Origin of the sequence: Clostridium malenominatum (assembly GCF_039521365.1) — a bacterium.
Taxonomy (GTDB): Bacteria; Bacillota; Clostridia; order Clostridiales; family Clostridiaceae; genus Clostridium_AW; species Clostridium_AW malenominatum.
In genome coordinates this window covers 1,250,053-1,272,483 of the sequence record NZ_BAAACF010000001.1, presented here as the reverse complement: position 1 = coordinate 1,272,483, position 22,431 = coordinate 1,250,053, and the positions used below count along the sequence as shown (strand labels likewise).

The following is a 22,431-nucleotide window of genomic DNA, read 5'->3' as shown; positions in this document are numbered from 1 at the left end:
TCCTAAATTAAATATATTAATACTATACCACTTACTTCAATTATTTTAAATATTCTATTAAGCTTTCTTTCCTCGATTTCATTAATTTTCCTTTATTTAAAATAAAATACTGCCCATCTATATTTAATGCGCTTAAGGTTTCCACTACTTTAGAATGGCAAGTTAATAAAAACACTTGATTTCTCTTACTTAGCTCTTTTACAAAGGAAAGGGTGGATTTTAAACTTTGAGCATCGAAGTTTACTAATGAATCATCAATTATCACTGGCAAAGGTGAAATATTCAATATTCTACTTAGCCTTATAGAAAAAAATAACTGCTCTTTAGTTCCTCTGCTTAAAGTTTCAGCACTATTGTTAATAGTATTTTCTCCTGAAACTGCTTTAAAATCCATATTTAAAAAATTTTCCCCGGGAAGGATTTTATTATATTCTCCACCCGTAACCTTATTAAATATATTACTAGCCTCACTTAACACATTATCCTTTGATTTATTTATAAAGTTATTATAGGCATTTTCTAATATATATGACGCACAATTATATATTGCATATTTATCCGCTAATGGTTTCATTTCAGCTTTACTCTTTAAAATATCCATTTCTATCTTTTCTAAACTATTAGATTTGCCTAAATTCTCTAATATAAGTAGAGTTTTAGCTCTTTCTTCTTTTAAATTTTCCAAAGCATTTTCTAATTCTAATATTTCTTTGTGCAGTCTTTTAATTTCTTTTTCTATGTCCTCTAGAGTAGAGTAGCTTTTTATATATTCTCCAAAGAACTCTTTAATTTTATCTATTCCTTCTTCTCCTGAATTTTCCTGAAGCAATGAGTACTTAAGCCTATAAATTATTTTTTCTTTTTCATTGATTATGGTCATAAGTTCCTCACAATTTTTTATGTTTTTACAATAGCTTTCCAAAAGTTCAACTAGATTTTCACCATACTCTTCTAAGTGAAAATATTTTAATATATCCTTTTCATAGTCCCTGACCCTAGTAAAAGCTCTTTGGCCTTCTTTAATGCTATTACCAATGTCTATTAGCTTTTCAATTTTTTCTATTATATAATTTATGGAGCTAGCTTCCCCTTGGGGAGCTATAGGAATTTCATAGCACTCATTGATTTTTTCTAAGGCTATATTCTTTTTACCCTCCAATTCCTTTTTTATAAACAAAGCCTTCTCTTCCTTAATATAAAGATTATTTATTCTTTCTTTAATTCCTAGCAAAGTTCTAGCATATAATATAATTCCTTCTCCTGCTACATCCCTTTGAAGCTTAATTCTATTCTTAAAATCTTCAATTTTACTCTCTATATCCTCTAATTCTTTATTTCCAACAAAGTTTTGCTCTTTTAACCTTCCAATTAAATAGACAAAGCCTCCTAAGATGCCCAATTGAAATAAAAGAAATATACATCTATATATAAGATTTGTTACATTAGTTATAACCATTAAGGACGACAACAATGTAACCCCACCTAACAGTGTATACCATAAGTTTCTACTTTTTATATTGAGTCCTTTTTTCTCACTATCATAAAGCTCCTCATGCCTTTGAAGTAAATTTTCTATTTCGCTTAGTCCTAAATAATCACACTTTAAGCCTAATATTAAGTTTAGATCTCCATTAAGATCTTCATTTAGTCCCTTTATTACTCCTATTATATTTTCTCTTTCCTTAATATTTTCTCCCTGCAATTCTTCTAAGGATACGTATTTCTCTTTAATACCATACATTTCCTTGTTTAAGCGCTCTAAATCCTCTAGATTATTTAACAAACCTTTTTTATGTATTTTTTCTCCCTTTAATAGATTTTCATACAAAAGTGCTTTTTCTTTTAAATTTTCTTTTAGGCTTCCATATTCCCTTTTAAATAATTCAACTCTTTCTAAGGAAAAATTGCCGTACTTTTCAAGAATTCCCTCTTTATTTTTTATTTGTTCTTCCAAATTTAAAAGTTTTATATAATCTTTATAATTATTAAAAACCAGCTCTAGCTTGCTTAAATCTTTTTCTATATTTACTCTACCAATACTACTCTCATTAATTTTCTTGTCAATCTCCATTAGTTTTTCATTTTTCTCTAAATAAATATCCTTCTCTTTTAAAGCTACTTCCCTCTCTTTTAATCCTTTGCTTATAGAATTGAAAAAAGGTTTAAACTGCTTTGTATTTGGATTTCCAACCTTTCCTCCTATTTTTTCACTTTCTCTTTTTAGTTCTTTAATTATTGCAGGAATCTTTATCACATCTTTAAAACCGGCACCCAATAGTAAGGTATCAATTCCCTTTAAAACATCCAAATCTATAGTAAAGAGCTCACTGTAGGAGTTTTTGTCAATAGGATACAAAAGCCCCTCAAAATTTGGAACTATTAAAGGTTTTTTATACCCTTCTAGTTTTAAATTATATATCATATCATCATTTTCTAAAGTTCCTTCCACATTGTATTGAATCCTTGGAGGAGGAAGAGTTTCTCCTTTTACAAATCCATAGGATAAATTTTTTAATACTTTTAATAAGGTAGATTTACCCGCTCTATTTAATCCACCGATTACTACTAAACCGTTATTTAAATCTTCTAGAGTTTCGTTTTGATATATTCCAAAATCCCCAATATATAATCTTTTTATATGCAAATTAATCACCACCTTCTAAAATCTTTTCTTCTATTAAATTCATGGCATCTCTTATTAACTCACAATAATCCTCTTCACTTAAATTAAACTCATAATCCTTAGACAATTCATCATAACCATAGCTCCAAACTTGCCCTAAAGATTTTAAAACTTCATTTTTCAACTCATCATTAGTTAAGGATAATCTAACTATTTCTTTAACTTCTTTGTAAAAATAGTTATTTTCTAAGTCTCCATAATTTAATATTGGCTTAGTTCTAATTACAACTTCCTCAGTCCAAATTGGAATGCCTTTCTTAAATATTCTATAGTTTAGTTCTTCCTTCATAAAAGTTAGTATAGAATCTTCTTTTTCTTTTAATAGATTATGTATTTCTCCTCTTCCTTCAACTACCCACCTAATTATAAAAGTTTTGTTCTCTATGTTACTTATATTATATTTCTCTAGAAATTCCTCACCTGCTAAAGTAATTAACCCTATTAACTCTTCTAAGGTTTCAACATTGTTTTTTTCGTCAATATTTACAGTAATTTTTTCCCAAATTATTTTAGATGCATGTATAAATTCTATATCATCTATTTTATTGTTCTTTACTTTAACACTATAAAACCCGCCTACGCCCTCTTCTCCAAAGTCAGAACCTTGAATATTTCCTGGATATGCTATAAAAGGCTCTCTCATATTTAATATTTGGTTTTTATGTATATGACCTAAAGCCCAATAATTTATTTTACTGATATCTTTGAGCTCCGTTAATGCACAAGGAAGATAATTATCTTGGGCTAGTCCAGTGTGCAACATTCCTATGGTAAAAATTTTATTCTCATTTAAATATTTATCATAGTTTTTATGTATTTTTCTTTTTTCATAGTTACTATAGTACGATTGCCCAATAACTCTGCATATAAAATTTCCCTCTTTATATATGTCCTCTACTTGTGGTTCTTCACTGCTTAAAATTATCACATTAGAAGGTCTTTTAAATATTTCTTTATATTCTTTCATAGGATCGTGATTTCCAAATATAACATATATCTTGATTGGATGTATATTTTCGCATTGCTCATAGAAGAACTTGTCCACTCTAATATCTCTTCCCCTACTATGAAACAAATCTCCTGAAATTAAAATAAAATCTACTTTATTCTCCTTAGCATAAGTACACATATATTTAAAGCTTTCAAATATTTCATTATTATAGTTATCATTCACTTCACCAGAAATGCTCATAACTTTGCCAAGATGAATATCCGCTGAATGAATAAATGTAAAATCACTGCTCATAAAGTTCTTCCCTTTCCTTTAAAATATCTAGTAAAATTATACCACATTAATTTCATTTCTTTTATTACAAGTGTTATAATTAATATATAGTCATTACAAGGAGGGATAGTTATGAAAATCGAATTTTACGGAGCAGCTGGATGTATTACTGGTTCAAGTCATTTACTCAAAGTAAAAGATAAAACTATTTTATTAGATTGTGGCCTTTATCAAGGAAAAGATGAAAAAGAAAGAGGAAATGAAACTTTTAATTTTAACCCTAAAAATATAGATTATCTTATTCTATCTCACTCACATATAGACCACAGCGGAAGGATTCCTCTGCTTTACAAGCAAGGCTTTAAAGGGGACATAATATGTACAGAGGGTACAAAAGACTTATGCGATATAATGCTAGAAGATAGCGGTAGCATACACGAAATGGAGGCGGAATGGCTTAGTAGAAAAAGAATAAGAATGGGTTTGTCTCCTGTAGAACCCTTATATACCGTTAAGCTAGCCCAGCTTTCAATGTATCTTTTTAGAGGATTTCCGTACAATCAATGGATAGAACTATTTGATGGCTTCAAAGTTAGATTCAGAGATGCAGGGCACTTACTAGGCTCATCCATAGTTGAAATGATGATAACTGAAGATGGAGTGGATACAAAATTAGTTTATTCTGGCGACTTAGGAAATAAAGGCTTACCAATTTTAAAGGATCCAACTTTAATTGAAGACGGTGATTATGTTATATTGGAAACCACCTACGGCAACAGAATTCATGAAAATTTTGATGCTAATTTAAATCAATTAGTAGATATAATTAAAAGTACCTTTAAAAGAGGAGGTAACGTAGTTATTCCCTCCTTTGCTGTTGGTAGAACTCAAGAAGTTGTGTACGCTTTAAATAAATTCGTAGAAAATGATATTTTGAAAAATATAAAAGTTTTTGTTGATAGTCCTCTCGCTATTGAATCTACAAGAGTATTTAATAAATATACTAAGTACTTTGATGCGGAAGCCACAAGTTTAATTGATTCTGGAGATAATCCTTTTCAATTTGAAGGCTTAACCTTTACAAAGGCGCCAGAAGAATCTGCTAAAATAAATAAAATTCAGAGTAATGCCGTAATAATCTCCGCCAGCGGCATGTGTGAAGCCGGCAGAATTAAGCATCATCTAAAACATAATTTATGGAGAAAGGAAAGTTCCATAGTATTTGTTGGATATCAAGCTGAAGGAACCTTAGGCAGAAAAATATTAGATGGGGCTAAAAAAGTAAAGCTATTTGGAGAAGATATTGCAGTAAATGCTAAGGTTTATAACTTGCCAGGACTTTCTGGTCATGCCGACAGAAATGGCTTAATTCATTGGATTGAATCCTTTAAAAGAAAGCCTAAAGCTATTTTATTGGTTCACGGAGAATCGGAATCAAGAGAAAGTTTTAAAGCTCTGCTAGATAGTAAAGGTTATAAATCCTATATAATGAATTCTGGAGATAGTTTTGTACCTGGCATGGAAAAGGAAAAGAGCGAAATTAAAGAGAAGTTATTTGATCTTTTAAATTCTTTAGATGATATAAACTCACTAGATAAAGAAACCTTATTAAAGAATATAGAAAATATTTTAATGAATAACTAACAAATAATATGCTTGACAGGTAATTCCCCTTATTATATCATAGAATTATCTGGTAATCTTACCTTTCGTCCATTATACGGATGAGAGGTTTTTGTTTTATCCTACTACAATATCCCCTTTTTAGGGTTAAAATATTTATAATAGGGAGTGGAAAAAATGGAAAACACAAAGATTAGAACGAGGTTTGCTCCAAGTCCAACTGGATATATGCATGTTGGTAACTTAAGAACAGCACTTTATGCCTATTTAATTGCAAAACATGATGATGGAGATTTTCTATTAAGAATTGAGGATACAGACCAAGAGAGAGAAGTGGAGGGAGCTGTTGATATAATATATAACACTCTTAAAATGACAGGTCTTCACCATGATGAAGGTCCAGACGTAGGAGGTTCTGTTGGCCCTTATGTTCAAAGCGAAAGAAAACCTATTTATTTAGAATATGCAAAAAAACTTATTGATAAAGGTGAAGCTTATTATTGTTTCTGTAACAAAGAAAGACTAGATATGATAAGAGCAAATTCAGAGGCATTAAATAGACCACATAAATATGATAAGCACTGCCTAGGACTATCTAAAGAAGAAATTGAAGAAAAGATAGCTGCAGGTATTCCTTATGTTATTAGACAAAATAATCCTTCTACAGGTTCTACTTCTTTTGATGATGAAATCTTTGGAAGAATAACTGTAGATAATAGCGAATTAGATGATATGGTACTTCTAAAATCCGATGGTTTTCCAACATATAATTTTGCAAACGTTGTTGATGACCACCTAATGAAAATTACCCACGTGGTTAGAGGAAGCGAATACCTATCCTCCTCTCCAAAATACAACAGATTATACGATGCTTTTGGTTGGGATGTACCAAAATATATTCACTGTCCTCCTATAATGAGAGACGCGCAAAATAAACTAAGCAAAAGAAAAGGTGACGCTTCCTTTGAGGATTTAATATCCATGGGATATCTTAAAGATGCTATATTAAACTACATAGCATTGCTTGGTTGGAATCCAGGAACTACACAAGAAATCTTCACCTTAGAACAATTAAAAGAAACTTTTAACTATATGAATATAAATAAAGCACCAGCTATATTTGATTTAACTAAATTAAAATGGATGAATGGTGAATATATAAGAATGTTATCTCTTGATGAATTTCATAAAATGGCTTTACCATACTATGAAAAGTCATTAACTAAAGATATTGATTTAATAAAGTTAAGTCAACTTCTTCATACAAGAACAGAAGTACTTGGAGAAATTCCTAATAACATAGACTTCTTCGAAGAAATGACCGACTATTCTCCAGAATTATATCTTCACAAAAAGATGAAGACTACTTATGAAAATTCATTGGTAAGCTTAGAGAAAGCTCTTCCAATATTAGAGAGTATAGAAGAATGGACTTTCGATGTACTTCACGATAGTATGATGACTTTAGTTTCTGAGCTTGGGGTAAAAAATGGTGTAGTTTTATGGCCTCTTAGAACTGCTCTTTCAGGAAAGCAATTCACTCCAGGTGGCGCTTTTGAAATAGCTGAAATCCTTGGCAAGGAAGAATCCTTAAGAAGAATTAAATTTGGTATTGAAAAATTAAAAGAACTTCAATAAAATATAAAAAACTGTAGGGACTTATATAAAGGTCCCTACAGTTTTTTATACTATTTCACTCTCTTCGACTACGGCAATCTTATTCCAATCAACGCTCATATAAAAAAGGCTAACTACATCTTGTTCATTATATAATAGTATTTTTTCTTTTTTTTCATTTGGCATTCTATTAATGTATTCTTCATCTTTAACTAGCTTACTAAAGGTCTTGGCCAAATTTTGACCACTTATTAATTCACTTTCTCTTTGTATATCAAATTCTTTTTCAAGAGCCTTAAGACCTATACTTGTTTTTTTACATTTCTCATATTCTTTTTGAATATCTATATGAATGAATCTACTGCTAATGTCAAAGTCAATTTTATACTTTTGGAATAAATACTTTATTACTGTAAAATCATTATTACCTGAAAATGTTACAATATATTTTTTATCTTTGATAACATGTTCAAAGTATTCTTTAGCTAATTTTAGTATTTCTTTTGAGTCCTCTTTATTTTCGATCATATACTGAGTTATGTTTATTTTATTTGTATTGCTATCATAATAACAACTTCCAAACACTCCAATGCATATTGGTTTTCTATAAACATAGTGTTCTAAATCAAAGAAAATAGATTCTTTATAAATCATTTCATCTGAAATTTTCAAGCAATGCTCTTCTAAAATATCCTCAACTAAAAAACTCTTTTCTCTTATAATCAATAGTACCACTCTTTTCTAATAAATTACCACATCATTAAATTTAAATTCTCTGGTGAAATATTGTATATTACATCTTTTCTTTCAACTATAACATTAATCTTTTTTCTAACTTCCTCATCTTCAATAACTTTATTAATTAATTCTCTAGTGGGATTTACACAAACAGGATATTTTATCATTTGAAACATAGAAAAATCTCCGGAAGTATCACCATAAGCATAGCTATTATTTAAATCAATATTATACTTTAAAACTAGCTCTTCTATAGCCTTTTGCTTATTAACGCTATCCCACATAGGTATTACTTCTCCAGTATAAATTTCACTTTCATTCATAGAATATATGGTTCCCCTATAATCATCAAAACCATGCTTTAAGCTCATTTCCTTTACTAGCTCTATAGGGCTTCCTGATATAGTAATAACCTTATGTCCTTGTTCCTTATGCCACTTTATTCTGTCTCTTGTGTAAGTATACACCCTATCACCCTTTTGGTCTATTACGTTTTTAGCAATAAACTCTACTTGATATTTATGAAGACCTTTTATTGCTTCTAAATATATGCCCGCCATTTTCAAAAGGTAGTTATCGTAATTCCCTTGCCTTTTGTCCCATCTTTCATACTCTGGCCTAACTTCATTATGCCATCTTTCTCCACTTATTATCTCATATTTTATTAATTTTTTAAATACCTCTGCTATTAGTCCCTCGCGATATAGAGTTCCATCTATATCAAAAAATGCAACAATATTCTTCATATCATTTCCTCCATAAAGCATTATGTATATTAAACAAATGGTAGAATTCTCTCTAAATTCTACCATTATTATACACCTTATTAATATTATATTCTACTCATTATAAATAGTTATATGCCATTCATATATTCTTTGATCATATTTATTTGTTCCATAGTTAGAGAATAAAATTCGCATTGTGCCTTACAATTTGTATCTTCATATTGCACATATTTCACCTCACAAAGACACCAAAAGGAAGGGTACTCTCCTAAAGCTATAGAAAAGTTAACAAAATCACCTACAATTAAAGGAGTCTTACTTATTAATGTTATACCTTCTGAGTCAATTTTTATACCTTTCATTACTGGCTCTGATGACTTATAATTCTCATAAATACTCTTATTGTTAACCCTAGGATAATATATATCTAATTCAACATCTCTTTTTTCATTCTTTTCACTACTATTAATATAAACATATTCTCCATTTCTATATATCTTTGAGTCCAATTTACCACCTCTGCACGTATAAGTCTATTATGTTTTTTTTAATCTTATTATATTATTTATTATAAGAAAACACCAGCAAAATATTATTGACTTTGTGAGAAAAAGATGATATATTTTATTTGAGAATGATAATGGTTTTCAATAAGGAGTGTTATTATGAGTATTAATGAATTAAAGCCTGGCGACAGAGCATATATTAAAGATATTTGTGGAGATGAAAAACTTTGTAAAAGATTATTGGCTTTAGGATGTATAAAGGGAACTGAAGTGGAAGTAAAAAAAACTGCACCCTTTGGTGACCCCCTAATAATAAATTTTAGAGGCTTTGATTTAGCTATTAGAAAAAAAGATGCTAAGAATATACATGTTAACTTGAACGAGAGATTGGAGGCTATTTATGATAACTGCTGCGCTTCTAGGTAACCCAAATGTGGGTAAGACATCTCTTTTCAATGCGTTAACAGGCTCAAATCAATATGTTGGTAACTGGGCTGGTGTAACCGTTGAAAAGAAAGAAGGGTTTATCAATAAAGACATAAAAATTGTAGACCTTCCTGGAATTTATGCCATGGACACTTATTCTAACGAAGAAAAAATTTCAAAAGAGTTTCTATCTAAAGGTAATGTTGACGTAATATTAAATATTGTGGATGCGTCAAATTTAGAGAGAAACCTTTATTTGACACTTCAATTAAAAGAATTTAATAAGCCCATAGTGCTTTTATTAAATATGATAGATATAGTTCAAAATCGAAATATGAAAATTGATTATGAACTATTAGAAAAAAAATTGAATGTATCTATAATACCAATATCCGCATCTAAAGGAATAGGAGTTGACAAAATTGAAGAGCTTCTTTTAGACGGTAAATTTTTAAACCCTACTACTGATAATGATTATCACTTTCGTAACGAGGAAGAAGCCTATTCTTATATAGAAAATGTTTTAGGTGAAGTTTTAACTTATAATAAAGATAATCACATAACCGTTACCAATAAAATAGATAACATATTGCTGAACAAGTATTTAGCTTATCCATTGTTTTTGGGCATATTGTACTTAATATTTCAATTTACCTTCTCTTGGGTAGGACAACCTCTTTCAGACTTACTAGATGCTTTATTAAATGAAAAACTTATCCCTATAGTAGAAATTTATCTACAAGGTTCTAGTGATTGGTTTCAATCTTTAATTCTAGATGGAATTATCGGTGGTGTTGGTTCCGTAATTGTGTTTTTACCAATAATACTAGCCCTATTCCTTGGAATTTCATTTTTAGAGGATAGCGGTTATATGTCTAGAGCGGCTTTTATTATGGATAAAATAATGAGAGGCATGGGATTATCCGGCAAAGCCTTTATTCCTCTTATAGTGGGATTTGGATGCTCAGTGCCTGGTATAATGGCAGCTAGAACCTTAGAAAGTGAAAAGGATAGAAAACTTACAGCCCTATTAGTACCTTTAATGTCTTGTAATGCAAGACTGCCAGTTTACGCATTATTTGCTTCCGTATTTTTCCCTGGCAAGGAATCTATAGTAGTTATGGCATTATACTTATTAGGAGTATTGATAGCCTTTATTGTTGGTATAATATTTAAAAATACAATATTTAAAAAAGATGAAGAGCCTTTTATTATTGAACTCTCTGAATATAAAATGCCTGAGCTAAGAAATCTTTTATTACACACTTGGGATAAAGGAAAGGGTTTCTTAAAGAAAGCAGGAACTATAATTTTTTCAATATCCGTTATAGTATGGTTTTTATCAAACTTTAACTTTAGTGGCATGGTGGACATGAACCACAGCCTATTAGCTAAGATTGGGCAGTTTATAAATCCTATATTTATTCCACTAGGCTTTGCAACTTGGGAAAATTCCGTTGCATTACTTACAGGCCTTATGGCTAAAGAAGTTATTATTGGTTCCATGGGAGTTATCTACGGTGGTAATTTAGTAGAGGTTTTACCTACTTTTTTCAACCAGTTATCTGCTGCTTCCTTCTTAGTATTCGTATTGCTCTACACTCCTTGTGTGTCAGTAATAGCTGCTATGAAAAAGGAATATGGTACTAAAATGGCTATAGGCTCAGTTTTTTACCAAATTGCCTTAGCATGGATAGCATCCTTCTTAGTTTACAACTTAGGCAGTATATTTTTTTAGGAGGTTGATTTTATGGTAGTTCAAATAATAATAACTGGAATTATAGCCTTTGCAGCTGTTTATATACTATATAAAAATATAAAAAAGAAATCCTCTGGCGGTTGCCACTGCGATAGTTGTTCTTCTCATTGTCCTAGTTACAAACAGAATTCTTGAACCAGGTGGAGTTTTTGCTCCATCTGATTCTTAGAAATCGTTATCCAGGGACGTAGCCGCTCCTATCACCCACTTTAGATAAGATAGGAGTATTGGAGCGGGTAGTCATCGGACAAAAAAGGTGAGTAGTTTTAAAAACTACTCACCTTTTTTATTATACTATTTAATTTATCTAGCCTTTCCTCATCCATGTCTTTAACACCTTTTAAAGGATAAGAAATGTGTAATTTTTTATACTTTTCTACTCCCATAGAATGGTATGGCAACAACTGAACCTTATCTAGATTTTTTATTTTATATAATATTTCTCTAAAGCTTTCCATATGCTCTTCATTATCTGTAATTCCTGGAATAACAACATGTCTCATCCAAACTTTTGAATTACTGTTGTTTAAAGCCTCTATAAACTTTTCCAAACCACTTATTCCACAATTTGTGATCCTTCTGTACCCCTTATCATTAATATGTTTAATATCTAATAGAACTAAATCTGTATATTTAAGTATTTCTTCATAGTTCCCTCTTCCATATCCTGATGTATCTATAGCCGTATGAATTCCTTCCTCTTTACATCTTTTTAAAAGTTCTAAAAGAAATTCTTCTTGGTCTAGACATTCTCCCCCCGAGAAAGTAACTCCTCCTCCAGATTTTTCAAAATATGGTTTATATCTTATTATCTTTTTTATAAGCTCCACAGAGTTTACCTCATACCCTAGTTTTCTATCCCAAGTATCAGGATTATGGCAATATATGCACCTTAGACTACATCCTTGAAAAAAAATGACAGTTCTTATTCCTGGACCATCTACCAGGCCCATACTTTCAATAGAATGTATTCTTCCTCTCCTACATTCTATCATGGAAGGTTCTCCTTACAACTTCCTCTTGTTGTTCTTTAGAAAGTCTATTAAAATTTACCGCATACCCAGACACCCTAACAGTTAAAGTAGGGTATTTTTCTGGACATTTCATAGCCTCTATTAAAGTTTCTCTATTCATTACATTTACATTAAGATGGTGGGCTCCTTGAATAAAATATCCATCCATAATACACACTAAATTACTTATCCTGTCCTCTAAGCTCATTCCTAACGACTTAGGAGTTATGGAAAATGTATTAGAAACCCCATCTTCACAATAACAATAAGGTATCTTAGCTACAGAGTTTAAAGACGCTAGTGCCCCTTCCTTATCTCTTCCATGCATAGGATTAGCTCCAGGGGAAAGAGGATCTCCAATTTTTCTACCATCTGGTGTGGAGCCTGTCTTATTTCCATACATAACATTTGATGTTATTGTTAATACAGAAAGGGTGTGTCTAGCATTTCTATAAGCTTCATGCTTTTTAAGTTCTTCTAAGAACCTTTTAACTAATTCTACTCCAATATTATCTACTCTATCATCATCATTCCCGTATTTAGGGAATTCACCTTTTATTTCAAAATCTACTGCCAATCCATTTTTTCTTATAGGAGTAACTTTTGCATATTTAATTGCGCTAAGAGAATCTATTGCCACAGATAGTCCGGCTACTCCAAAAGCCATAAGTCTTTCAACGTAAGTATCGTGTAATGCCATCTGTGAGGCTTCATAAGCATATTTATCATGCATATAGTGTATAGTATTCATAGTATTAACATAAAGTCCAGCCAAATACTCTAATACCTTACCATAGTTAGAATATACCTTGTCATATTCTAATACTTCATCTTGAATCTTTTCTACGCCTGTAACAATAAGTTCTCCTTTTCTTTCATCTACTCCTCCATTAATAGCTAATAACAAAGCCTTGGCTATATTGCATCTAGCTCCAAAAAGCTGCATATCCTTTCCCATTCTCATGGCTGAAACACAACAGGCAATTCCATAGTCGTCACCATATATAGGTCTCATAACGTCATCATTTTCATACTGTATAGAATCCGTTAAAACTGACATTTTAGCGCAAAACTTTTTAAAACTATCTGGTAGTCCCTGAGCCCATAAAACAGTCATATTAGGCTCTGGAGCAGGATTTAAGTTTATAAGGGTATGTAAAAATCTAAAAGATGTTTTAGTCACTAGAGGTCTTCCATCTAGTCCTACTCCTCCTATAGATTCAGTGATCCAAGTTGGGTCTCCTCCAAAGAGCTCATTGTATTCAGGTGTTCTCAAATGTCTTATCAATCTTAGTTTTATAACGAATTGATCTATTATCTCTTGTGCCTCTTCTTCTGTTATAGCTCCCTCTTTTAAGTCTCTTTCTATATATATATCTATAAAGGTACTTGTCCTACCTAGTGACATTGCAGCACCATTATTTTCTTTTGCCCCAGCTAAGTATCCAAAATATAAAAATTGAACCGCTTCTCTTCCATCCCTTGCAGGTTTTGATATATCTATTCCATAACTGTAAGCCATATTCTTCATCTTTTTTAATGCCTTAATTTGTTCATTAATTTCTTCTCTTAATCTAATTTTCTCATCTAAAAGTTTTCCTTTAATTTCATTTAAATCATTTTTCTTTTCTTCAATCAAAAAATCTATTCCATAAAGAGCCACTCTTCTATAATCGCCTATTATTCTACCTCTTCCATAGGCATCTGGTAACCCTGTTAAAACTCCTGCACTTCTAGCTTTTCTCATTTCATCAGTATAGGCATCAAAAACTCCCTGATTATGGGTTTTTCTATACTTGGAAAACACTTCTTCCATAAAAGGATCTATGGCATATCCATACTCTTCTAGTGCTTGTTTTACCATTCTAACTCCACCAAAAGGATTTACACCTCTCTTTAAAGGAGTATCCGTTTGTAGCCCTACAATTACTTCATTCTCTTTTGTTATATATCCTGCCTTATAAGAATCTATACCTGATACGCTCCTTACATCCACATCTAATATACCTTTTTTTAATTCTTCTATGATTAAATTATTACTTATTTCCCATACTCTTTTTGTTTTTTCACTTGGTTTCTGAAGAAAACTATCATCCCTATAGTAAGGTGTATAATTTTTTTGAATAAAATCTCTTAAATCAATCTTATTCATCCATTCACCAGTTTCAAAATTTCTCCATTGATTGTTCATGTAATTCCTCCTTTATTACGATTAATGCGTATATTAATTATTATTTATAATCTCTTGTTCATATTATAACATATATTATTATATTTTTAATCTTTAATATTCGTAATAAAACAACAAATAAATAAAACAGAATAAATTAGCTTGAATTCTTCACTAATTTACTCTGTTTTTCGCTTTACCATAGCATATTATTAAATTGATTTTTAATTATTATGCAAAAAATAATCTACTACGTCTTCAATGCTTACAATTCCTTTTAATTTTTCCTTTTCATCTACTATAGGAATTGCTATAATATTATATTTCCTTAGCTTATCTGCTACCTCAATTAAATCATCCTCTGGTGAAGCTGTTATTACTTTCTTTGTCATAACCCAATCTACAGGACAAGTATCATAATGACCTTCCTCCATTAAAAATCTGTAAATATCTGCTTTAACAATCATTCCTACCAGTACTTCAGAATCATCTACAACTGGTGCTCCATTTATGTTATTAGCACTCATTAAGTCTAAAGCATATTTTACCTCATCCTCTGGTTTTAAAGTTATTAATTTAGATACCATTATGTCTTTAATTGGCATAATAAACACCTCCATAATAATAAATCAATAGCTATTATTAATAATTTCCTTTAAAGAATTTGAATCCCTCTCCCCTTTAATAATACTATCAATTAGTCTACAAGCTGCTCTCTTAGATATTTTATTTAAATCAACTTCTATATTTATATTATTCTTCTTTAACAAAAATATCAAATATTTTTCTTGCTTGTCCGTCAATGGATTTTCTATAGTTAAATCACTTTTATTATCCATCTTATATATTAAATGAAATATTTTAGGAAGATAAAGCACATCCTCATAATTATGAAGAAGTATTTTCTCTTTTATTTCTTCATCTCTGGTTCTAATATATTCATTATATAGAATTACACTAAGCCCACCATCTATGGTGTCTTTTCTTTTAATTCCAAGATATTTTTCTACAGATTTTAAATTACATCTTTGTAATCCCAATTGCTTATGATAAGGCCTAATTCGCCTGTATAAATCTATATGTTCTTCTGGCAAGTTTACCTCAAGTTTATTTTTATACAGCTTGTTCTTTATAAAAGGTTCATCAAAAGCAATGCCATTAAAAGAACACCATTTATCAAATCTAGCTATATCCTTACCGAATTCCAGCAAAATATTTTTTTCATCCTCAATGTTTTCTGCAAAATATTGTTTTATACTATATATATCGTTCTCTAAATATTTACCTAAAGATATAAGTATAATCTTGTCCTCTTCTTTACTAAAACCCGTTGTCTCTATATCAAAAAAAGCTATATTATTTAAATTATATTTTATGAATATCTCGCTAGGTACACTTATATCAATGCTTTTTTCATGAATTATCATAGTTATCCTCCAAAAAATATTTTACAAACGATTATAATTATACAATATAATGCCTAAATTTAAAATGGCTTGCACAAGATTGCAAGCCATTTACTTTACATTTCCTCTACAACTTCTATACCTAGTAAGTCTAAAGCATTTTTAATTACTACGCAAGTACTTTGGACTAATTTTAATCTAGCTTTCTTTGTTTCTTCATCTTCAGCATTTATAATGCTATATTGATTGTAAAATTTATTAAATCCTTTAGCTACATCTATAACATATCTTGTAATTATTGATGGCTCTAATTTATCAATTGCATAAATTATGCTGTTGTTAAAGCCTTCTAAGGTTTTTATTAGTTCAAACTCTTCCTTAGAACTTAATTTACTATAGTCAACTTCTCCTGATACATCTCCTAGTTTTCTTAATATACTTTTTGCTCTAGCATAGCTATATTGCACATATGGTCCAGTTTCTCCATCGAAACTTAACATCTCGTCCCAGCTAAATACAATATCTCTTTCTCTATTATTCTTAAGGTAAGTAAATATTACTGCCCCTATTCCAACTTTTTTAGCTACTTCCTCTTTATTTTCTAAATCATTATTTTTTTCTTTTATAACTTCCATGGTTTTATCTATGGATTCTTTTAATAAATCTTCAAGGAAAATAACTTCTCCTTTTCTTGTAGAAAGTTTTTTATCAGAAAATCTTACAAGTCCAAATCCTATGTGTTTGCAATCCTCTGCCCACTCATGTCCCATAAGTTTTAATGTAGTAAATACCTGCTTAAAGTGTAGGCTTTGCTCAAGTCCAACAACATATATGCTCTTATAAAAGTCATAGGTCTTTTTTCTATACATAGCCGCTGCCAAGTCACGAGTGGCATAGATAGTAGCACCATCAGATTTTTTTATAATACATGGTGGCATATTATATTCCTCAAGCATAACAACCTTAGCTCCGTTGCTATCCGTTAATAATCCTTTTTGTTGAATTTCTTCTACTACTGCATCCATCTTATCTCCATAGAAGCTTTCACCATTATAAGAATCAAACTCAACATTAAGCATTTTGTATACTTTATTAAATTCTTTTAGGCTTAATTCCTTGAATCTTTCCCATAATTTTGTTTCTTCTTCTCGGCCTTCTTCAAGTCTTTTAAAATACATTCTTCCTTCATCTTCTAGGGAAGGATCCTTTTCCGCTTCGTCGTGGAATTTAACATATATTCTTAGAAGCTCTTTAATAGGTTCTTTTTCTAAAGCTTCTTCATCTACCCATTTTTTATAAGCTGATATTAGCTTACCAAATTGTGTTCCCCAATCCCCTAAGTGATTTAATCTCACACAGTTATATCCTTGAGAGTTCATTATTTTATATAGGGAATTTCCTATAGCTGTACTAAATAAATGTCCCACATGGAAAGGCTTAGCGATATTTGGAGAAGAATATTCTACTGCTACATTTTTACCTTCTCCAATGTTTGAATTACCATACTTATCGCCCTCTGATATGATTTTTTCTAAAGTACTCTTTGCAAAAACCTCTTTATCTATGAAAAAGTTTAAATATGGCCCTAAATTTTCAACCTTTTCAAAGCCCTCTTTATTAATCTTCTCATTTAACTCACTAGCTATAGCAACTGGAGCCTTTCTTAGTGTTTTAGAAAGCTGGAAACAAGGAAATGCAAAGTCTCCCATATCAGACTTTGGTGGTATTTCTATAAGCTCTTCAACCTTTTCAATAGGTAACTCTATGTTTTCAGCTATTCTTTCTGCTACTAACTTTTTAAAATCCATTACTTTTCCTCCTCAAATTTAAAATTATATACAAAAAAGCCCTCTCTTAAAATAAAAGAGACGGCTATAAACCCGCGGTACCACTCTAATTGACAATAGTCCACTTAAAACCTTAACGGGGTTAGCGTCTAAATAAGCTTCTCCAAGGTTCTCTTCCTTTTTAATTTCTTACAGGCTTCCACCCTTTCCTGCTCGCTTAAAGAATTGTTAAAAAGTACTTTCCTCTTCTAAGAATTTAACTATTAATAATAATCTACTAATCTTTAGTAATTATAGTATTTTACTTTATACTTTGTCAATATGAACTACTTATTTTTATAAATATTTAAAATCATCATGAGTAATGAAGCAATAAACATAAGTAAAAAAACTAAAAGCCAGCCCTTTTCTATTTCATTTTGAGATAAATACATCCCCATAAAGACAGGTCCTAATGCCCATCCCGATCCATATATTGTCGGCAAAATAGCATTTATTCTTCCTCTGTGGCTTGGTGGAGTATTATTTGAAATATATACTGGAGTATTTACCGACACCATGATTTCTCCAAAGGTCATTATAGCTACAGCTATATAAAAATATGCTAATGTACTCTTCATAGAAAATATTAAAAATGACAGGGCATATAATAACCCGCCTATAGCAATAATTTTTAATCCCCTTATCTTCATAGTAATCCTAGATATAATAGAAGTAAATATTACTATTATAACGCCATTAATTCCAGCCATTAACCCAAAATATCTTCCACCATCTTCTCCATGAATTCCGCCTAACTGTAAGGGTAACAAAAATCCCCATTGAGAATAGGAGAATTGATATATAAAAAGTATTAAAGAAAACAATATTAGCTTTTTTCTTTTTCTCAATATAGTAAATGAAGATTCTTTATGTTCTTCACTTTTTTTATTATCTTTGTTTAAAGTTTCTTTAATAAAAATCATAATTAAAATAAGAGATATGGATGTGGTAAAAGCATCTCCCAAAAACACTAAAGGTAAGTAGTTTTTATATAGTATTCCACCGACTATAGGTCCAATGGCAAAACCCAAATTATGCCCCATATATAGCAACGAAAAAGCTTCTTTTCTATTATTTTCGTTAGTCAAGTCTGCTGTTATTGCGTCCTGCGCTGGCATGCAAAAAGAATAAAAAACTGGCGCTAACATAAGAATATATGCCATTTTTAAAGATGGTTTTAAAAATGAACATATTATAAAAACAACTAGAGCTAAAGTTTGAAATATTAGTATGGTGGTTTTTCTTCCTATGGTATCTACTAGTCTTCCCCCGATAAGCATTCCTGGAGCTGAAAAAATAGCTATTAAAGTCATAAAAACACCAGCTTCACTTTTTGATACACCTATCTTTTGAGTTAATATTAAAGTCAAAAGAGGATATACAAAGCTTCCTAGACTATTTATCATCCTTGAAAAAAACATAATATAAATTTCTCTAGGCAATCCCTTATAAGGAGCAAAAATACTTTTTATAAAATCTTCCATAAAATTTTCTCCCTCAAATTCTAGTATTTTTATCTTAATAGTAATAAAATGATATAGGAGGTGTTTTTTGTGAAGCTTTTAAGACAATTAGGTATTATATTAGTATTATGCCTTTTAGGAGAATTAATAAACCTTATCTTTCATACTCCTATACCTGGAAATGTTTTAGGTATGCTTCTATTATTTTTAGCATTATCTTTAAATATAATAAAAATTAATATGGTTGATAAATTAAGCGACTTTTTATTAGATCATCTTTCTTTTTTCTTTATTCCAGCTGGTGTAGGCATAATTTCTGCGTTACCCATACTAAATGGAAAATGGGTAGCTTTTTTATCCGTAATCTTTATTTCCTCCATTATAACTATGGTGGTGACAGGTTGGACAATACAATTATATGTAAGGAGGAAACATTATAAATGAATACCATAATACAATCCCCTTTATTTGGGATACTGCTTTCAATAATATGTTTTGAAATTGCTCTAACTATTTATAGAAAGACGAAATTCCCCATATTCAATCCTTTGTTAATATGTGTTTTAATAATAGTGTTTATATTGATTAAATTTAACATAAGTTTAGATGATTTTAATATAGGTGGAAAATTAATTTCCTTTTTCTTAGGACCTGCTACAGTAGTTCTTGCTGTTCCTTTATATAGACAGCTTTCACTAGTAAAAAAATATCTAACTCCTATACTTTTAGGTATAACAGTAGGCTCCTTTACTGCCATAATCAGTGTTATATATTTATGCAAGCTGTTTAAAATAGATAAGGAACTCACTCTGTCTTTAGTGCCTAAGGCAATAACTACACCAATAGGCATTGAAGTATCTAAAATTATAGGTGGTATTCCTGCCATTACCGTTTCGGCAATTGTAATTACTGGAATAATGGGTGCTATTATTGCTCCTATTATTTGCAAAGTGTTTAAAATCACTGATAAGGTTGCTATTGGTATTGCCATCGGAACCTCAACTCATGCCATTGGAACTACAAAAGCTATGGAAATGGGTGAAACTGAAGGAGCCATGAGTGGACTTGCTATAGGTATTGCTGGGCTTATAACTGCAATTTTAGCCCCTATTTTAATAAATCTTATAAACTAAAAGGTGAAATTTATAAAAATCTCACCTTTTAATTATTTCTTCTTAGAGAAGTTTTATAAACTCTTCTATTGTGTTAACTGGATTACTACAAGCATAGTTTTTACATACATAGGCAGTAGTTTTATTTTCTTCTATCATATCTAATTTAACATCAGTAAAAGGAGTAAATCTATTATTTATTTCACTAATCATATTATTTAAAGTTTCTTCTCCAAATTTACCTTCGATTACAATCTTATTGTTTTCCTTTATGGTATAAATCAAATTAATACACATAAACAAATGAGCATCGGGATAATGGTTTATATTATAAGAGAAGGTATTTAATGCAGCTTCCGCCTTTTCTTTAAGCTCCATGTCCTCGTTAATATTTGAAAGCCTTAACATATTATATATGCCAACAGAGTTCCCTGAAGGTATCGCATTATCAAAGCTTTCCTTTGGTCTCATTAATAGTTCCTCTCCATCTTTTCCATACATGTAAAAGCCTGAGCCTTCTTCATCCCAAAACAAATTTATCATTTCTTTATTGAAATGAGTGGCTTTTTTCAAATACACTTCCTTGAAGGTAGCTTCATAGAGCTCTATTAATGCCCAGATTAAAAATGCATAGTCATCTAGATAAGCCAGATATGCCGCTTCACCTTCTCTATATCTAGCTAAAAGTCTTCCATCCTTTCTAGTTAAATTAATCAAAATAAAGTTTAAAGCTTTTTCTCCTAGTTCTATATAACGCTTATTATTAAATATTCTTCCTGCATAAGCAAAAGCTACTATAGCCAATCCATTCCATGAGGTTAGAATTTTATCATCTTTATGAGGGTGTATTCTTTTTTCTCTGTAAGAGTATAGCTTTTCTCTTAAATTATTTAATTTCTTTAAATCCACTTCTTCTATTTCCTCTAAATCCTTTTCTATTAAGTTTGCTATATTTTTGCCCTCGAAGTTACCCTTTTCCGTAACATCAAAATATTGACAGAAGTATTCTCCATCTTCTTCTCCAAGAACCTCTTTAATTTCTTTAGGAGTCCAAAGATAAAATTTGCCTTCCACACCTTCTGAATCCGCATCCTCAGCAGAGAAAAGTCCACCTTCCTTTGATATCATCTTATCTTCTAAATACCAAAATATCTTTTCACATACCTCTTTATATCTAGCATTTTTAGTTTCGGCATAAGCCTCTGCATAAACTAAGGCTAATAATGCATTATCGTAAAGCATTTTCTCAAAGTGAGGTGCAAGCCACATTTTATCTGTGGAATACCTTGAAAACCCAAAGCCTATATGGTCAAATATACCACCCTTATACATTGCATCTAAGGTTTTTTCAAACATATGCAGTGCTTCTTTATAACCATGTACTTTCCACATTCTTAATAAGTACATTAACTTATGAGGAGTTGGAAATTTAGGTGCGGTATAAAACCCTCCATAGTTACTATCAAAGGCTTTCTTCAACCTATTAAATACACCTATCAGCACCTCTTCATTTAGCTCTTCTTTTCCCTCTGCTATGGATGTTTTTTTAATCTCCTTCAATAAATTTGAAGAGTAATTTAATATTTTTTCTCTTTTATTATTCCATTGAGAAGTTACTTCCTTTAAAAGATTCATTACACCAGGTCTTCCATACTTACTCTCTTTAGGAAAATACGTCCCTGCAAAAAATGGTTTTTTATCGGGAGTCATAATTATGGTAAGAGGCCACCCACCACTTCCAGTCATAGCCTGACAATAACTCATATATATACTGTCTACATCAGGCCTCTCTTCTCTATCTACCTTTATACATATATAATCTTTGTTTAATACCTTTGCTACTTCTTCGTCCTCAAAGGATTCCCTTTCCATGACATGACACCAATGGCAAGTACTATAACCTATACTTAAGAATATTGGCTTATCTTCTTCCTTAGCTTTTGAGAAAGCCTCTTCTCCCCAAGGAAACCATTCTACAGGGTTATATGCATGTTGCAGTAAATAAGGAGACTTTTCATTAATCAATCGATTAGGTACTTTATTATTAGGCATAACACCACCGTCTTTCATATTACATTTTTAAATATTATTCCCTAATTAAAAAAGATTACTATAATTAATTTAATAGTAATC

At 30.6% G+C, this 22,431-nt stretch carries 19 protein-coding genes and 1 other annotated feature; of the genes, 7 read left to right on the top strand and 12 right to left on the bottom strand.

The features are described from left to right. Positions 1-40: 40 nt before the first annotated feature. On the bottom strand, positions 41-2,644 hold the full coding sequence (locus ABDZ69_RS06385; protein ID WP_343767887.1) for an ATP-binding protein: 2,604 nt from the start codon (positions 2,642-2,644) through the stop codon (positions 41-43). Position 2,645: 1 nt separating this feature from the next. Then, positions 2,646-3,929 (bottom strand): metallophosphoesterase family protein, encoded by a 1,284-nt coding sequence (locus ABDZ69_RS06380; RefSeq protein WP_343767885.1) that lies wholly within the window; start codon positions 3,927-3,929, stop codon positions 2,646-2,648. Positions 3,930-4,040: 111 nt separating this feature from the next. Between ABDZ69_RS06380 and ABDZ69_RS06375 the strand changes: the two genes are divergently transcribed. Continuing rightward, a complete protein-coding gene (locus tag ABDZ69_RS06375) occupies positions 4,041-5,552 on the top strand; it encodes an MBL fold metallo-hydrolase RNA specificity domain-containing protein (protein ID WP_343767882.1) in 1,512 nt (503 codons plus the stop codon). Positions 5,553-5,708: 156 nt separating this feature from the next. Further along, positions 5,709-7,169 (top strand): glutamate--tRNA ligase, encoded by a 1,461-nt coding sequence (gene gltX / locus ABDZ69_RS06370; RefSeq protein WP_343767880.1) that lies wholly within the window; start codon positions 5,709-5,711, stop codon positions 7,167-7,169. A gap of 45 nt (positions 7,170-7,214) precedes the next feature. Here gltX and ABDZ69_RS06365 read toward each other — a convergent pair whose 3' ends face one another. From ABDZ69_RS06365 to ABDZ69_RS06355, 3 genes are all read right to left on the bottom strand, one after another. Then, the gene (locus ABDZ69_RS06365; protein WP_343769598.1) at positions 7,215-7,802 is read right to left on the bottom strand and encodes a ribonuclease H-like domain-containing protein; all 588 of its coding nucleotides are present in this window, start codon (positions 7,800-7,802) and stop codon (positions 7,215-7,217) included. A gap of 95 nt (positions 7,803-7,897) precedes the next feature. Then, the gene (locus ABDZ69_RS06360) at positions 7,898-8,632 is read right to left on the bottom strand and encodes an HAD-IB family hydrolase (protein ID WP_343767879.1); all 735 of its coding nucleotides are present in this window, start codon (positions 8,630-8,632) and stop codon (positions 7,898-7,900) included. 110 nt (positions 8,633-8,742) lie between these two features. Then, complete coding sequence (locus tag ABDZ69_RS06355; RefSeq protein WP_343767876.1) at positions 8,743-9,123, bottom strand: PilZ domain-containing protein; 381 nt, start codon at positions 9,121-9,123, stop codon at positions 8,743-8,745. 156 nt (positions 9,124-9,279) lie between these two features. Here ABDZ69_RS06355 and ABDZ69_RS06350 point away from each other — a divergent pair, with 156 nt between their 5' ends. From ABDZ69_RS06350 to ABDZ69_RS06340, 3 genes are read left to right on the top strand one after another with little or no spacing between them, the layout of a single operon-like run. Next, positions 9,280-9,546: a FeoA family protein gene (locus ABDZ69_RS06350; RefSeq protein WP_343767874.1), complete on the top strand. Its 267-nt coding sequence runs from the start codon at positions 9,280-9,282 to the stop codon at positions 9,544-9,546. Further along, on the top strand, positions 9,521-11,284 hold the full coding sequence (gene feoB / locus ABDZ69_RS06345; RefSeq protein WP_343767872.1) for a ferrous iron transport protein B: 1,764 nt from the start codon (positions 9,521-9,523) through the stop codon (positions 11,282-11,284). The genes ABDZ69_RS06350 and feoB overlap by 26 nt, the downstream gene beginning before the upstream one ends. Before the next feature lie 12 nt (positions 11,285-11,296). Then, positions 11,297-11,440, top strand: coding sequence for a FeoB-associated Cys-rich membrane protein (locus tag ABDZ69_RS06340; protein ID WP_343767871.1), 144 nt, complete (start codon positions 11,297-11,299; stop codon positions 11,438-11,440). A 131-nt stretch (positions 11,441-11,571) separates the two neighbouring features. Here ABDZ69_RS06340 and pflA read toward each other — a convergent pair whose 3' ends face one another. The 6 genes from pflA to ABDZ69_RS06310 all read right to left on the bottom strand — a co-directional run bounded on the left by pflA (position 11,572) and on the right by ABDZ69_RS06310 (position 19,207). Further along, positions 11,572-12,300 carry a pyruvate formate-lyase-activating protein gene (pflA, locus tag ABDZ69_RS06335; RefSeq protein ID WP_343767869.1) on the bottom strand — a complete coding sequence of 243 codons (729 nt, stop codon included), beginning with the start codon at positions 12,298-12,300 and terminating at the stop codon, positions 11,572-11,574. Beyond that, the gene (pflB, locus tag ABDZ69_RS06330; protein WP_343767867.1) at positions 12,287-14,509 is read right to left on the bottom strand and encodes a formate C-acetyltransferase; all 2,223 of its coding nucleotides are present in this window, start codon (positions 14,507-14,509) and stop codon (positions 12,287-12,289) included. The genes pflA and pflB overlap by 14 nt, the downstream gene beginning before the upstream one ends. Positions 14,510-14,712: 203 nt before the next feature. After that, positions 14,713-15,093, bottom strand: a complete 381-nt coding sequence (locus ABDZ69_RS06325; RefSeq protein ID WP_343767865.1) for a CBS domain-containing protein — start codon at positions 15,091-15,093, stop codon at positions 14,713-14,715. Positions 15,094-15,117: 24 nt separating this feature from the next. Continuing rightward, positions 15,118-15,915 (bottom strand): ribonuclease H-like domain-containing protein, encoded by a 798-nt coding sequence (locus tag ABDZ69_RS06320; RefSeq protein ID WP_343767863.1) that lies wholly within the window; start codon positions 15,913-15,915, stop codon positions 15,118-15,120. 95 nt (positions 15,916-16,010) lie between these two features. Continuing rightward, complete coding sequence (argS, locus tag ABDZ69_RS06315; RefSeq protein WP_343767861.1) at positions 16,011-17,702, bottom strand: arginine--tRNA ligase; 1,692 nt, start codon at positions 17,700-17,702, stop codon at positions 16,011-16,013. Positions 17,703-17,755: 53 nt separating this feature from the next. Then, positions 17,756-17,941 (bottom strand) — a binding site (T-box leader). A gap of 66 nt (positions 17,942-18,007) precedes the next feature. After that, complete coding sequence (locus ABDZ69_RS06310; protein ID WP_343767860.1) at positions 18,008-19,207, bottom strand: MFS transporter; 1,200 nt, start codon at positions 19,205-19,207, stop codon at positions 18,008-18,010. 69 nt (positions 19,208-19,276) lie between these two features. Between ABDZ69_RS06310 and ABDZ69_RS06305 the strand changes: the two genes are divergently transcribed. Together ABDZ69_RS06305 and ABDZ69_RS06300 are read left to right on the top strand one after the other, a co-directional pair. Continuing rightward, a complete protein-coding gene (locus ABDZ69_RS06305) occupies positions 19,277-19,630 on the top strand; it encodes a CidA/LrgA family protein (protein WP_343767858.1) in 354 nt (117 codons plus the stop codon). After that, positions 19,627-20,319 (top strand): LrgB family protein, encoded by a 693-nt coding sequence (locus tag ABDZ69_RS06300; RefSeq protein ID WP_343767856.1) that lies wholly within the window; start codon positions 19,627-19,629, stop codon positions 20,317-20,319. Before ABDZ69_RS06305 ends, ABDZ69_RS06300 begins: the two co-directional genes overlap by 4 nt. Positions 20,320-20,361: 42 nt before the next feature. Here the strand turns inward: ABDZ69_RS06300 and ABDZ69_RS06295 are convergent, their stop codons facing one another. Then, positions 20,362-22,368, bottom strand: a complete 2,007-nt coding sequence (locus ABDZ69_RS06295) for a thioredoxin domain-containing protein (RefSeq protein ID WP_343767855.1) — start codon at positions 22,366-22,368, stop codon at positions 20,362-20,364. Positions 22,369-22,431: the final 63 nt, after the last annotated feature.